Genomic DNA, 12807 nt, shown 5'->3' with positions numbered 1-12807 from the left:
CTCGCCATCAGAACGCGGGGCCGGATGCCCCGCGGAGGAAATTGTCCAGGAGCCGCTTGCCATCGGGCGTGAGCACGGACTCGGGATGGAACTGGACGCCGACGGCCGGCAGCTCGCGGTGGCGCATCGCCATCACGACGCCGCCGCCGTGCGCGGTGGGCTCGAGGCCTTCGGGAAGGTCGGGATCCACGACGAGGGAGTGATAGCGCGCGACGGGCATCGGGCTCGGCAAGCCGGCGAAGATGCCCGCGCCGTCGTGCTCGATCTCGGTCGTCTTGCCGTGCACCGGCAGATGCCGCACGACCTTGCCGCCGAACGCCTGCGCCATCGACTGGTGCCCGAGGCAGACGCCGAGCGACCTGACGCCGGCCTCCGGGAAGCGGCGCATCACCTCGACGCTGATGCCGGCCTCGTTCGGCGTGCACGGGCCGGGCGAGACGACGACGCGGTCATAGCCGCGCTCGAGCAGCTCGTCGACGGTCGCCGCGTCGTTGCGCACGACGTCGAGCTCGGCCCCCAGCTCGCCCAGGTACTGCACGAGGTTGTAGGTGAACGAGTCGTAGTTGTCGACCATCAGGACGCGTGTCATGGCCACCCCGCCTGGTCGGTCGCGAGCTCGATCGCCATCACCACGCCGCGCGCCTTCGCGCGCGATTCCTCGAACTCATATTCAGGCTGGGCATCGGCGACGGTGCCGCCGCCCGCCTGGATGTGCGCGACCCCGTCCTTGACCACGACGGTGCGGATGCAGATGCACGTGTCCAGCTCGCCGCCGTAGGAGAGCCAGCCGACCGCGCCGCCGTACGCGCCGCGCTTGACCGGCTCCAGCTCGTCGATGATCTCCAGCGCGCGGATCTTCGGCGCGCCCGAGAGCGTGCCGGCGGGAAGGACGCTGCGCAGCGCGTCGATCGCGCCGACGTCCTCGCGCAGGGTCCCGGCGACCTGGGACACGATGTGGACCACGTGCGAGTAGGTCTCGACCTCCATCAGCCGCTCGACGTGCACGCTGCCGTGCTCGCACACGCGGCCGAGGTCGTTGCGCCCGAGGTCGACGAGCATCACGTGCTCGGCGCGCTCCTTCTCGTCGGCGAGCAGGTCGGCGGCGATCGCGGCGTCGTCGTCTCCCCGCGGCCGCGTGCCGGCGATCGGGCGCGTCGAGACGTGGCTGCCGGAGACCGTCAGCAGCGGCTCGGGCGAGGCGCCGACGATCTGGAAGTCCTCGAAGTCGAGGAAGTACATGTACGGCGACGGGTTGACCGCGCGCAGGCCGCGGTAGATCGAGAACGGCTCGACCGGCGCCGGGGCGCTCCAGCGCTGGCTCGGGACCACCTGGTAGGCGTCGCCGGCGTGGATGTACTCGACGATGCGCGAGACCATCGACTCGAACTGCTCGCGCGGCATGTTGGACTCGAACCGCGGCGCCTCGCGCGGCTCGTGCACGACCGGCGCCGGCAGCGGGCCGGCCAGGCGGGCGCGGGTGTCGCGGATCGCCTCGACCGCGCGGGCGTGAGCCGCCTCGATGTCCGTGTGGTCGTCGAGATAGGCGTTGGCGAGGATCGTGACCGTGTGCTTGAGGTGGTCGAACGCGACGACCACGTCGGACAGCATCAGCGCCATGTCGGGCAGGCCGAGGACGTCCGGGTTGGGCTCCGGGAGGCGTTCGACGGCGCGCACGCAGTCGAAGCCGAAGAAGCCGACCGCGCCGCCCGCGAACGGCGGCAGGCCGTCGATCTCCGCCTGGCGGTTCTCGGAGACGGCGTCGCCCGCGAGCGTGTAGGGGTCGCCGCCGTCGGCCAGGCTCCACCGCAGCACGCGGCGCGGGCGCCAGCCGATGAACGACCAGCGGCCGACGCGCTGGCCCTGCTCGGCGGACTCGAGCAGGAACGCGGGGCCGTCGCCGCGCAGCTTGAGGAACGCGGAGACCGGCGTCTCGCAGTCCTCGATGAAGCTGTGGCGGACGGGGATCAGGTTGTGCTCGCCGGCGAGCCGCTTGGCCTCCTCGAGGCTCGGCGTGACGCTCAGATGCTCAGCGACGGCGGCCAAGGAGCACCTCCTCGGCGTCGGCGAGCGTCAGGCCGCGCGAGCGCAGCAGCACGGTGAGGTGGTAGAGCACGTCGGCGGCCTCCTCGGCCACGCGCTCGTCGGACTCCTCGCGGGCGGCGCGCGCGACCTCCTCGGCCTCCTCCCGGACCTTCTCGCCGATCCGCGGTGGGTTGCGCAGCAGCTCGGTCGCGTAAGAGCCCTCGGGCATCTCGGCGGCGCGCTGGGCCAGGGTGCGCTCGAGGCCCGGCAGCGCCTCATGCGGCGCGGCGGCCAGCTCGCCCGTGAAGAAGCACGTGCGCTCGCCCGTGTGGCACGCGGGGCCGGACGGCTCGACCAGCGCGAGCACGGCGTCGGCGTCGCAGTCGTAGCGCAGCGCCTTCACAGCCTGAGTGTTGCCGGAGGTCGCGCCCTTGCGCCACAGCTCGTCGCGGGAGCGGCTCCAGAGATGAAGCTCCCCGGTCTCGCGGGTGAGGCGCAGCGCCTCCTGGTTCATGTACGCGAGCGTCAGCACCTCGCCCGAGCGCCAATCCTGGATCACGCATGGCACGAGGCCACGCTCGTCGAAGGCGACCGCTAGCCCTGCGGGCTCGGGTCGCTGGGAGTCATCGCCCTCGGGGCGAGGACTCCCGCCGGCCGGCGGGTCGGGTTCGATCGGGGTCGCCTCCATTCGGAGGCGGGAGTTTAGGAGCCCCGCAACCGGAACGGATCGCCCGAGCCGGCGCGGCCGGCGAGCGGTTCGACGTGCTGAGCCCGGCCACGAGGTTGCGTGACGCCGCGGCGCGCTCGTCAACCGGCGGACGCGAACCGCGGGTGCGCCTGCTCGAGATACCACGAGAACGCCCGGCGGCAGAGCCGCTCGCGTCCCATCAGGCCGAGCAGCGCGGTCAGCGCGCGCGGCGGGATCCGCGGGATCGCGCGCTGCACCGCGAGCGCGCGCGCGAAGGCGGGGGCGTGCGCGGCCGAGAACGCGTCGTAGCGCGCGAGCGCGTCGTCGCGGCTCGCCTCGCCGCGGACGACGGCGCGGAGCTCGCGGCCGCACGCGATCCCGAAGTAGAACGCCGTGCGGATCCCCTCGCCGGAGAGCGGGAAGCAGTGCCCCGCGCTGTCGCCGGCGAAGAACACGCCGTCCTCGGTCGCCGCGCGCAGGCGGTGCGGGAACCAGTTGCCCTGGTAGCGGACGGCGTCGACGTCCAGCCGCCGGGCGAGCTCCCGCGTGGGCTCCTTGACGTGGTCGCGCGGCTCATAGGAGCCGACGCCGACGCGCTGCTCGCCGTCCGCGGGCACCGACCACGCGTAGCCGCTGCGCACGAGCGAGCGGTCGATCCAGATGTCGAGGTCAGTCCCGCCGCCGTGCGGATGCACCTCGAGGCCGCGCGAGATCGCCGCGTCCGGCGGCTGCACGTTCGGTCCGGGCGCGAGGACGCGCCGCCAGCCGAGGGCGTCGACGACCAGCGGCGCGCGCAACGCGCCGCGATCTGTGGAGACAGGGGTTTCGCCGTCCGCAACGCCTGCGGCGCGGCCCGCCGGGCGCAACCGCCCCGCCGGGTCCCGCGCCTCCGGCGCCGCTCCCGGCGACGTTACGGTCGCGATCTCGAACCGCGCGTCCGTCTGCTCCCACAGCGCCCGGCACAGCTCGCGGTAGTCGAAGCTCGACCAGCTCCACGGAAGCCGGAAGCGCGCCGAGCCGTGCGGCGTGTGGAACGCCATGTACGGGATCTCCTGCCGGATCGCGCGCTCGACGCCCATCGCGTGCAGCCACGGCGTCGGCGCGGCGCACGCCGACGTCGCGCGCTCGCCGATCTCGTAGCGGTCGACGACGAGCACGTCGGCGCCCGAGCCCGCGAGCTCGCGCGCGACCGCCAGGCCCGCGAAGCTCGCGCCGCAGATCAGCACGTCGGGGTGCTCGTCGAGCGGCGTGCGCTCGGCGCCGCGCAGCGTCCGCCGCCTCACCGGCGCAGCGCCTCCAGCGCGGCGCCGGGGACGTGCCAGACGCGCACGCCTCCGGCGCGCCCGAGGACGTCGAAGTCCGCCGCCTCGACGCGGTCCAGCATCTGCCCGTACAGGCTGATGGCGAAGCGGACGCCCGGGCGCACCGAGCGCGGCGCGGCGGCGACCGCCGGCGCGGCGCCGGCGAACAGCTCACGGGTGCGCGCCACCTCGTGCGCGATCAGCGCCCGCAGCGGGGGTCCCGCACGCCGCTCCCCGAGGTCCGCCTCGGCGACGCCGAAGCAGGCGCGGTCGGACGCCGGCAGGTAGACCCGGTCCAGCCGGTGGTCCTCGCGCACGTCGCGGATGAAGTTCGCGAGCTGGAACGCGAGGCCGAGCCTGCCGAAGTCCGCCTGGTGACGCGCGGGGACGCCGAGCAGCGACGCCATGATGCGCCCGACCGACCCCGCGGATCCCTCCATGTAGGCCACCAGCTCCTCCCAGCTCGAGATCCGCACCGGCGCGCAGTCGATCCGCATCGAGCGCATGTAGGTCGCCAGCTCGCCGAGCGGCAGGCGGTGCCGAGATGCCGCGTCGGCGAGCGCCCGCACCACCGGCTGGCTCGACCGCGCGCCGGCCAGCAGCTCGGCCTCCCAGGCGTCCAGCGCGGCGCGGCGGGCGGCCGGGGTCGGCGGGCGGCGGGGCCCGTCGACGATCTGGTCCGCGGTGCGGACGAAGCCGTAGAGCGCGTGTGTGGCCGGACGCAGCTCGCGCGGCAGGCGCCGCGTCGCGATGTAGTAGGTCGGGTCGTGCCGGCGCAGCATCCGCCGGCCGGTCTCGTACCCGATGTGCAGCGCCGGGTCCATCGCGGGCATTGTCATAGGGTGAGCGAGCGGATGGAAGCCCTGTTGCGCGACAAGGCGCTGCTCTATGTCACCGGCAAGGGCGGTGTCGGCAGGACGACCGTGGCCGCGACGCTCGGTCTGGCGGCCGCCGCGCAGGGGCGCCGCACGATCGTCTGCGAGGTCGCCGAGCAGGACCGCGTCTCGCGCGCGTTCGCCCGCCACGGCGTCAAGGGCGACGAGGAGATCGAGCTCGCGCGCGATCTGTGGGCGATCACGATCGACCCGGAGGCGGCGCTGCACGAGTGGCTCTCCAAGCAGCTCGGCGGCGGTCCGGCCGGGCGCCTGGTCGGCCATTCGCACGCCTTCCATCACTTCGTCGCCGCCGCGCCGGGCGCGAAGGAGCTGATCACGATCGCCAAGGTCTGGGAGCTCGCGCAGCTCGAGCGCTGGGACCGCCACAACCGCACGTATGACCTCGTGATCGTCGACGCGCCCGCGTCCGGCCACGGAACCGCGATGCTGACGGCGCCGCGCACGTTCGGCGAGATCGCGCGCGTCGGGCCGATCCGCCGCCAGGCGACCAAGGTCGCGGACATGCTGTCCGACCCCGCGCGCACCGGCTACGTCGCGGTCGCGCTGCCGGAGGAGATGCCGGTCAACGAGACGATCGAGCTCGAGGCGCGGCTCGAGGACGCCGTCGGGCTGGGGCTCGACGCGATCGTCGTCAACGGCGTCTGGCCGGAGCGCTTCTCCGCCGCCGACGTCCGCCGGCTGCGCGAGGCGTCGAACGCGAACGGGGTCGTCCGTGCCGCGCTCACCGGCCACGCGCGCGCCAAGGCGCAGCGGGCGCAGATCCGGCGCCTGCGCGGCAAGACGGACGCGGCCGTGTCGACGCTGCCGTTCCTGTTCGAGGCCGACGTCGGCCTGCCCGGCTACGAGCGGCTCGCGAGCGAGCTGGAGCTGTGACGCTGACCGGGACGCCTGAACGGCCGGAGGAGGCCGGCGTCGCGCCGCTGCGCGCCGGGGAGCTGCCGCGGCGGCGCCTCGCGCGCGGCGCGCGCTGGGCATGGCGCCTGCAGCAGGCGGGCATCTGGCTCGTCGTCGCCGTCGCCGGCAACCTGATCGGCGGCGCGCTCGGCGTCCCGCGCGCGCTGCTCCTCGTCGCCGCGGCGGTGCTGCTCGTCGCCGCCGTCGCGATCGTGCCCCTGCTGCGCTACAGCCGCTGGCGCTGGGACCTGCGCCCGGACGCGATCGACATCCAGCACGGCACGTTCACCATCCGCCGCACGCTGGTCCCGCTGATGCGCGTGCAGCACGTCGACACGCGCCGCGGCGTGCTCGAGCAGCTGCTCGGCCTCGCGACGGTCGTCATCCACACCGCCGCCGGGAGCCACACGATCCCCTACCTGGACCCGGCCGACGCCGCGGAGCTGCGCGACCGCATCGCGGCGCTCGCCCGCACCGATGCCTGACCGCCGCCTGCACCGCGCCGGGATCGCGATCTACGGCATGCAGGCGCTCGGCAACGCGGCGTTCCCGCTGCTCGTGATCCTCGGGCTGACGTTGCTGGGGAGCCGCGGCGAGGACGTCACGCGGTCGGTCGTCTACGGCGCCGTGGGCGTCGTGATCGCGATCGTGGCCGGATACGTCAGGTGGTCGACGACGACCTATCGCGTGGACGAGCGCGCGATCCATCACCGGACCGGGCTGGTCAGGGTCCGGGACACCGACGTCCCGCTGGCCCGGGTGGAGGCGCTCGACGTCCAGCAGGGCCCGCTCCAGCGGCTGTTCGGCGTCCAGGCGGTGCACGTGCAGACCGGCGGCGGCGGGAAGGGCGGCGAGATCGTCCTCCTGGCGCTGGGAGCGGCGGACGTGCGCGCGCTGCGGGAGCGCGTCGGCGTCGCGCCGCCGGCGCCGGCCGACCCGGGCGCGCGCCTGCGGCTCGGCATGGGCGGGCTGCTCGTGGCGGCGCTCACTGCCGGGCAGCTCGGCATCGTGCTGCCGGTGCTGGCGGCGGCGTTCCAGGTCTTCCAGCAGGTGCTCGAGGACGAGGGCGGTCGCCGGGCGGTGCGAGCGCTGCCCGACAGCGCGGGGGATTGGGCGGCCGTCGCGGCGGTCGTGCTCGGCGCCGGCTGGGCGCTCTCGGTGCTCGGCTCGATCGTCGCGTTCGCAGGCTTCACCGCGATGCGCGACGGCGACCGGCTGCGGATCCGGCGCGGCCTGCTGGCGCGGCGCGAGGCGACGATCCCGGTCGGCCGCGTGCGCGCGGTGCGTGTCGTCGAGGGCGTGTTCCGGCGCCCGTTCGGACTGGCGGCGCTGCACGTCGAGGTGGCCGGCTACGCGGACGAGGCGTCGGCCGCGCGGACGCTGTTCCCGCTCGTGCGGGCGCGCGCAGTGCGCGCGGCGCTGGACGCGATGCTGCCCGAGCTGGCCGACGACGTCGAGCCGCTCGAGCGCCCGCCGGCGCGCGCGTGGCGGCGCTACCTGCTCGTCCCGTCGCTCGCCACGCTGGCGGCGGGCGCGATCGCGGCGGTCGTCGTGGAGAGCGGATGGCCGCTGCTGGCGGTCGCGGCCGGAGCGGCGTACGGGCAGGCGCGCTGGCGTGCGGCGGGCTGGCGGCTGCGCGAGGGACGCCTCGCGATCCGCTCGCTCCGGCTCGCCCGGGTGACCGTGCTCGCGCCGGCGCACAACCGCGAGTCGCACGAGCTGGCCCAGTCGCTGCTCCAGCGCCGCGCCCGGCTCGCGGACCTGCGGGTGGACTTCGGCAAGCAGACCGCGGCGCGCATCCGCCATGTCGAGGAGGCCGCGGCGGCGGACGCGTGGGAGGCGCTCGGCGCCTCACGGTGATCGCCGCGGCCCGCGCGCGGCCTCGCCGCAGCACGCGCGCGAGGCCCTCGCGCGTCTCAGCGCGCTGCGAGCCAGTCGCGGACGGCACCCTCCAGGGCGCGCTTGTCCGAGCGCAGCGAGTGGTTGCCCTTGATCGCGGCGACCGCGCGGTCCGGGGCGGCGGGTGGCATCCCGAACGGGTCGCTCTCCCCCTGCACGATCAAGACGGGGACGGTGACGAGCTCGAGCTCCGGCAGGCGCGTCTTGTCCGGCCGGCCGGGCGGGTGGAGCGGGAACGCGAGGCAGAGCACGCCCGCCGCGCCGGTCGCCTGCGCCGTGCGGCACGCGACGCGGGCCCCGGAGGAGCGCCCGCCGGTGATCAGCGGGCCGTCGGGGAGCGGGATCTGCTCGATCACCGCCGTCCAGGCGGCGTCGAGCTGCGCCGCCGGCGCCGGGCTCTTTCGCCCCGCGACGCGGTACGGCTGCTCGATCAGCGCGACGGTGAACCCCTCCGCGACGGCGACCGCGGTCGCCGCGGCGAGGTCCGGCGCGCCGACCCCGCCGCCGGCGCCGTGGCCGAGCACGAGCGCGCCGTGCGGCGCCTCCGCGGGATGCAGATGCGCGCGGGCGGGGCCGTGGGGCGTGTCGAGATCGAGTGGCGTCACGGCGTGACAGCATGACCGTATGGACGAGCCGATGCGGATCGACAAGTGGCTCTGGGCGTCACGGCTCTCCAAGACGCGCGCCCTGGCCGCCGAGGCGGTCAAGGCCGGCCGGGTGCAGGTCAACGGCGTGGCGGCGAAGCCGAGCAAGGACGTCAAGCCCGGTGACCGGCTCGAGCTCCGCACCGGCCCCGTCCGCGTCAGCGTCGTGATCCGCGGCACCGCCCCGCGCCGCGGGCCGGCGAGCGAGGCGCAACGGCTCTACGAGGAGACGCCGGAGAGCGCGGAGGCCCGGATCCGGCACGCCGAGGAGCGCCGGCTCGCGCGGCAGGAGGGCGGCGAGGGCGGGCGCCCGACCAAGCGCGACCGGCGGCGGCTGGAGCAGGTCAAAGGCGTGCGGCGGCGCGAGGGCTGACGGCGCAAGGTCGACCCCGACGGCTCGCGGGCGGGCGCCCGTCCGGACCTCTCGCTTCACTAATCTGAACCGCCGGGTGCGGGGTCTGCCAGATAGCCTCGCGGTCCTACGGGAGCGCGACTACCGGCTGCTGTTCAGCGGCTACGCGGCGTCCCTGCTGGGCGACGGGATGGTCAGCGTGGCGCTCGCCTTCGCGGTGCTGCACCTCGGCGGCTCGGCATCGGAGGTCGGGCTCGTGTTCGCCGCCCGCACGCTCGCGCTGGTCGCGTGCCTGCTCGCGGGCGGCGTCGTCGCCGACCGCGTGTCGCGGCGCTCGGTGATGGTCGCCGCCGACCTCGCGCGCCTGTTCAGCCAGGGCGTCCTCGCGCTGCTCCTGGTCACCGGCGAGGCACACATCTGGATGATCGCCGTGCTGACCGCCATCACCGGTGCCGCCACCGGCTTCTTCAACCCCGCGTCGACCGGTCTGCTGCCGCTCGTCGTCAAGCCGGAGCAGCTCCAGCAGGCCAACGGCCTGCGCTCGACCACCCAGGCGGTCGGCGAGATCCTCGGGCCTGCCATCGCCGGCCTGCTGGTCGTCGCCGCAAGCCCCGGCTGGGCGCTCGCGATCGACGCCGCCACGTTCGCCATCAGCGCCGCGTTCCTCTCCGGGATCCACGTGCCGCCGGGCGAGAGCATGCCGAAGAACCGGTTCCTGGCCGACCTTCGCGGCGGCTGGAGCGCATTCACGGAGCGCACGTGGGTGTGGAGCTCCGTGCTCGCGTTCTCGATCACCAACGCCGCCTGGGGCGCGTGGTCGGCGCTCGGGCCCGTGATCGCCGAGCGCCACCTCGGCGGCGCCGCGGCCTGGGGCTCCGTGCTGGCCGCCATGGGCGCGGGCGGCGTCGTGGGCGGCATGGCGGCGATCCGCGCGCGTCCTCGCCGGCCACTCATGGTCGTCGTCCCGACCGCGATGGTGTTCGCGCTGCCGCTCGCCCTGCTCGCGTCGCACGCGTCGGTCCCGCTGCTGGCGTGCTCGACGTTCCTCGCCGGCGTCTCGCTGATGTACGGCAACAGCATCTGGGAGTCGACGCTGCAACGGCACATCCCGCCCGAGTCGCTGTCGCGCGTCAGCGCCTACGACTGGTTCGGCTCCCTGGTGTTCCAGCCGCTCGGCCTCGCGCTGTGGGGACCCATCGCGGGCTGGATCGGGATCGACACGGCGCTGTGGATCGCATTCGCGGTGTGGACGACGGTGATCCTGGCGATGTTCGCGGTGCCGGACATCCGCCGCGTCACGGACGACGATCGAGCCGCTTCGCCGGTGCCCGAGCCCGCCGTGCAGCCCTGACGAACGCCTCCGGCTCCGCGCCGTCAGGTGATCCCGAGCCGGTCCAGCAGCGCGTCGTCGCCGCGCCAGGACCGGCGCACCCGCACCGACAGGTCCAGGTGCACGTGGCCGCCGAGCTCGCGCTCGAGCTCCTTGCGCGCCGCCATCCCGATCGACTTGATCATGCGCCCGCGCGAGCCGATGAGGATGCCCTTCTGGGACTCCGTCTCGACCCACAGCAGCGCGCGCACGGCGATCAGGCCCTCGCGCTCCTCGATCTCGTCGATCTGCACCTCGACGGCGTGCGGGACCTCCTGGCGCGTGCGCAGGAGCACCTGCTCGCGCACGAGCTCGGCCAGCATCACCTGCTCGGACTGGTCGGAGACCTCGTCGGGCGGGAAGTAGAACGGGCCCTCCGGCAGCAGCGTGGCCAGGTGGTCGAGCAGCGGCGCGACGCCGCGCCCCGTGCGCGCCGACACCGGGAAGACCTCGGCGTCCGGCAGGCCGAGCTCGGACGCCACCTGCAGCGCCTGGACCGTGCGCGGCTGGTTGAGCCGGTCGACCTTGTTGACGGCGATCACGACGGGCACACGGGCGGCGATCAGCGCCTCCACGATGAAGCGGTCACCCGCGCCGCCGACCCCCTGGTCGCCGTTGACGACGAACAGCGCCGCGTCGGCCTCCCCCACCTCGGACTCCACGCGCCGCTGCATGCGCGTCGTCAGCTCGTCGCGCGGGCGCTGCACGCCCGGCAGGTCGGTCAGCACGAGCTGGAACTGGTCCGGGACGGTCACGACTCCGCGAATCGCCCGCCGCGTCGTCTGCGGCTTGTCCGAGACGATCGCCACCTTCTGGCCGACCATCGCGTTCACGAGCGTCGACTTGCCGACGTTCGGGCGCCCCGCAAGCGCCACGAAGCCTGACCTCGTGACGGTCACAGCCATGAGCGTATCTCCGCCTGTAACACGAGCATCTCGCCCTCGTCGGTCTCGTGGTCCATGCCCGTCAGATGCAGCACGCCGTGCACGACCGCCTCGAGCAGGTCGACCGTGTGCTCGGGGCAGATCACGACGTCCCCGAGCTCCCGCGCGCCGAACACCGGGCCCTCTTCATCGACCGGGAACGACAGGACGTCCGTCGGCCCCGTCTTCCCGCGCCACTGCTCGTTGAGCTCGGCGATCCGGTCCGCGTCGACGAACTCGACCGCCACATGCCCGTCGGCGATGCCCGCCGAAGCGGCGGCGTAGGCGACCGCCTCGCTCACCCGATCCTCCGCGAGCGCGGTCCCGATCACCTCCACGTCGAGCACCTCCTACGCGCTTCGCCGGCGGTGGTCCGGCTGCGCCGGCCGCAGCCCGGAGGCCTGGGCCGAGGCGTGCTGATCGTAGGCCTCGACGATCCGCTGCACGAGCTTGTGACGCACCACGTCCTCGCCGCCGAACCGCACGAACTCGACGCCTTCGATGCCCTCCAGCACCTCGCCGACCACGATCAGGCCGGACTTCTGGTCGCGCGGGAGGTCGACCTGCGTCACGTCGCCGGTCACGACCATCCTGGAGCCGAACCCGAGCCGGGTGAGGAACATCTTCATCTGCTCGGGCGTGGTGTTCTGCGCCTCGTCCAGGATCACGAAGGAGTCGTTGAGGGTCCGCCCGCGCATGAACGCCAGCGGGGCGACCTCGATGACGCCTTTCTCGAGGTGCGAGGCCACGCGCTCGGGGTCCATCATGTCGTTGAGCGCGTCGAACAGCGGGCGCAGGTACGGGTCCACCTTGGCCATCAGGTCGCCGGGCAGGAAGCCGAGGCGCTCGCCGGCCTCGACGGCCGGGCGCGTGAGGATGATCCGGTTGACCTCGCGCCGCGAGAGCGCGGCCGTGGCCATCGCCATCGCGAGGAACGTCTTGCCGGTGCCGGCCGGGCCGACGCCGAACGTGACCGTCGAGCGGCGGATCGCGTCGACATAGCGCTTCTGATTGACCGACTTGGGCGCCACGCGCAGGTTGCGATGGCGCCACACGACATCCTCCAGCACGCTGGTCGGCGACTCCGCGGACTCCAGCACGTGCGCGACCGACTCGATCGTCGCGGGCCCGATGTCGTGCCCCCGCTCGACGAGGTTCGACAGCTCGCGGACCACCGTCGCGCCGGCCTGGACCGCTTCCGCGTCGCCGTCGAGCGTGAGGACGTTCCCGCGCAGGTACACCTCGCAGTCCAGGTGCTCCTGGAGCGTGCGCAGCGCCGCGTCGCGCGACCCCGCCAGCTCCGCCGCCACTTCATTGGATACCTCGAGCTGCCTTCTTGCCATCTAGTTGAGCGCTTCCTTCACCTTTGTCGAGACCCGCTTCCCGTCGGCGCGGCCGCCGGCGGCTCCCATCACGTGCTTGATCACCTGGCCCATGTCACGCGGCGACGACGCGCCGGTCTCCGCGATCGCGGTCGCCACGAGCGCCGAGAGCTCCTCGTCGGACAGCTCGGCCGGCAGGTAGGCCTCGATCGCCCGCGCCTCGAACGCCTCGCCGGTCGCGAGATCCTCGCGGCCGGCTTCGCGGTAGGCGGTCTCGGCCTCACGGCGGCGCTTGCGCTCGCGCCGCAGCACCGCCAGCTCGTCCGCGTCGCCCTCCTTCGCCGCCTTCTGCAGCTCGGAGAGCACGAGCCGGAGCGCCGTCACGCGTTCGCGCTCCCCCGCCTTCATGGCAGTGGTCACGTCCGCCTTGATGCGATCGGCGATCTGCACCCACGTCCAGTGTACGGAGGGTCCGGACAGGTCCTACTGGACCTTGG

The 12807-nt window shown here is 74.1% G+C and carries 15 protein-coding genes; 5 read left to right on the top strand and 10 right to left on the bottom strand.

Annotated features, from left to right (window positions below):
* Nucleotides 1–7: 7 nt before the first annotated feature.
* The 5 genes from H958_RS0121550 to H958_RS39385 form a co-directional block, all read right to left on the bottom strand.
* Nucleotides 8–589, bottom strand: coding sequence for an anthranilate synthase component II (locus tag H958_RS0121550; RefSeq protein WP_028060161.1), 582 nt, complete (start codon nt 587–589; stop codon nt 8–10).
* Nucleotides 586–2043: an anthranilate synthase component I gene (gene trpE / locus H958_RS0121545; RefSeq protein WP_028060160.1), complete on the bottom strand. Its 1458-nt coding sequence runs from the start codon at nt 2041–2043 to the stop codon at nt 586–588. Before trpE ends, H958_RS0121550 begins: the two co-directional genes overlap by 4 nt.
* On the bottom strand, nt 2027–2710 hold the full coding sequence (gene hisIE, locus H958_RS39395) for a bifunctional phosphoribosyl-AMP cyclohydrolase/phosphoribosyl-ATP diphosphatase HisIE (RefSeq protein ID WP_081686135.1): 684 nt from the start codon (nt 2708–2710) through the stop codon (nt 2027–2029). The genes trpE and hisIE overlap by 17 nt, the downstream gene beginning before the upstream one ends.
* A 119-nt stretch (nt 2711–2829) precedes the next feature.
* Nucleotides 2830–3993: an NAD(P)/FAD-dependent oxidoreductase gene (locus H958_RS39390; protein WP_051324636.1), complete on the bottom strand. Its 1164-nt coding sequence runs from the start codon at nt 3991–3993 to the stop codon at nt 2830–2832.
* The gene (locus H958_RS39385) at nt 3990–4835 is read right to left on the bottom strand and encodes a phytoene/squalene synthase family protein (protein ID WP_051324635.1); all 846 of its coding nucleotides are present in this window, start codon (nt 4833–4835) and stop codon (nt 3990–3992) included. The genes H958_RS39390 and H958_RS39385 overlap by 4 nt, the downstream gene beginning before the upstream one ends.
* A 30-nt stretch (nt 4836–4865) precedes the next feature.
* On the opposite strand from H958_RS39385, the gene H958_RS39380 reads away from it, so the two are divergent.
* Genes H958_RS39380 through H958_RS0121515 form a run of 3 tightly spaced genes read left to right on the top strand, consistent with a single transcriptional unit; the run spans nt 4866 to nt 7661 of the window.
* Nucleotides 4866–5780: an ArsA family ATPase gene (locus H958_RS39380; protein ID WP_051324634.1), complete on the top strand. Its 915-nt coding sequence runs from the start codon at nt 4866–4868 to the stop codon at nt 5778–5780.
* A complete protein-coding gene (locus tag H958_RS46545; RefSeq protein WP_051324633.1) occupies nt 5777–6286 on the top strand; it encodes a PH domain-containing protein in 510 nt (169 codons plus the stop codon). The genes H958_RS39380 and H958_RS46545 overlap by 4 nt, the downstream gene beginning before the upstream one ends.
* Nucleotides 6279–7661 carry a PH domain-containing protein gene (locus tag H958_RS0121515; RefSeq protein ID WP_028060158.1) on the top strand — a complete coding sequence of 461 codons (1383 nt, stop codon included), beginning with the start codon at nt 6279–6281 and terminating at the stop codon, nt 7659–7661. The genes H958_RS46545 and H958_RS0121515 overlap by 8 nt, the downstream gene beginning before the upstream one ends.
* 56 nt (nt 7662–7717) lie before the next feature.
* Here H958_RS0121515 and H958_RS0121510 read toward each other — a convergent pair whose 3' ends face one another.
* Complete coding sequence (locus H958_RS0121510) at nt 7718–8305, bottom strand: alpha/beta hydrolase family protein (protein WP_028060157.1); 588 nt, start codon at nt 8303–8305, stop codon at nt 7718–7720.
* A 19-nt stretch (nt 8306–8324) separates the two neighbouring features.
* On the opposite strand from H958_RS0121510, the gene H958_RS0121505 reads away from it, so the two are divergent.
* A complete protein-coding gene (locus H958_RS0121505) occupies nt 8325–8717 on the top strand; it encodes an RNA-binding S4 domain-containing protein (RefSeq protein WP_028060156.1) in 393 nt (130 codons plus the stop codon).
* A gap of 76 nt (nt 8718–8793) precedes the next feature.
* Nucleotides 8794–10047 carry an MFS transporter gene (locus tag H958_RS0121500; RefSeq protein WP_051324632.1) on the top strand — a complete coding sequence of 418 codons (1254 nt, stop codon included), beginning with the start codon at nt 8794–8796 and terminating at the stop codon, nt 10045–10047.
* A gap of 23 nt (nt 10048–10070) precedes the next feature.
* Here the strand turns inward: H958_RS0121500 and era are convergent, their stop codons facing one another.
* The 4 genes from era to H958_RS0121480 are packed head-to-tail and all read right to left on the bottom strand — an operon-like array spanning nt 10071 to nt 12760.
* A complete protein-coding gene (era, locus tag H958_RS0121495; protein WP_028060154.1) occupies nt 10071–10970 on the bottom strand; it encodes a GTPase Era in 900 nt (299 codons plus the stop codon).
* Complete coding sequence (gene ybeY / locus H958_RS39375) at nt 10961–11326, bottom strand: rRNA maturation RNase YbeY (RefSeq protein ID WP_231379333.1); 366 nt, start codon at nt 11324–11326, stop codon at nt 10961–10963. The genes era and ybeY overlap by 10 nt, the downstream gene beginning before the upstream one ends.
* Before the next feature lie 12 nt (nt 11327–11338).
* Nucleotides 11339–12331, bottom strand: a complete 993-nt coding sequence (locus H958_RS0121485) for a PhoH family protein (protein WP_028060153.1) — start codon at nt 12329–12331, stop codon at nt 11339–11341.
* Nucleotides 12332–12760: a GatB/YqeY domain-containing protein gene (locus H958_RS0121480; protein ID WP_028060152.1), complete on the bottom strand. Its 429-nt coding sequence runs from the start codon at nt 12758–12760 to the stop codon at nt 12332–12334.
* Nucleotides 12761–12807: the final 47 nt, after the last annotated feature.

This window comes from Candidatus Solirubrobacter pratensis (genome assembly GCF_000425945.1).
In the GTDB taxonomy this organism is placed as follows: Bacteria; Actinomycetota; Thermoleophilia; order Solirubrobacterales; family Solirubrobacteraceae; genus Solirubrobacter; species Solirubrobacter pratensis.
The sequence above is the reverse complement of the archived record's forward strand: the minus strand, read 5'-3'. Positions and strand labels throughout refer to the sequence as shown.

What these genes read in the sequence shown, in the direction of transcription:
- H958_RS0121550 (WP_028060161.1), bottom strand. Translation starts at nt 589, where the DNA reads ATGACACGCGTCCTGATGGTCGACAACTACGACTCGTTCACCTACAAC.
- hisIE (WP_081686135.1), bottom strand. Translation starts at nt 2,710, where the DNA reads ATGGAGGCGACCCCGATCGAACCCGACCCGCCGGCCGGCGGGAGTCCT.
- H958_RS39385 (WP_051324635.1), bottom strand. Translation starts at nt 4,835, where the DNA reads ATGGACCCGGCGCTGCACATCGGGTACGAGACCGGCCGGCGGATGCTG.
- H958_RS39380 (WP_051324634.1), top strand. Translation starts at nt 4,866, where the DNA reads ATGGAAGCCCTGTTGCGCGACAAGGCGCTGCTCTATGTCACCGGCAAG.
- H958_RS0121515 (WP_028060158.1), top strand. Translation starts at nt 6,279, where the DNA reads ATGCCTGACCGCCGCCTGCACCGCGCCGGGATCGCGATCTACGGCATG.
- H958_RS0121505 (WP_028060156.1), top strand. Translation starts at nt 8,325, where the DNA reads ATGGACGAGCCGATGCGGATCGACAAGTGGCTCTGGGCGTCACGGCTC.
- era (WP_028060154.1), bottom strand. Translation starts at nt 10,970, where the DNA reads ATGGCTGTGACCGTCACGAGGTCAGGCTTCGTGGCGCTTGCGGGGCGC.
- H958_RS0121485 (WP_028060153.1), bottom strand. Translation starts at nt 12,331, where the DNA reads ATGGCAAGAAGGCAGCTCGAGGTATCCAATGAAGTGGCGGCGGAGCTG.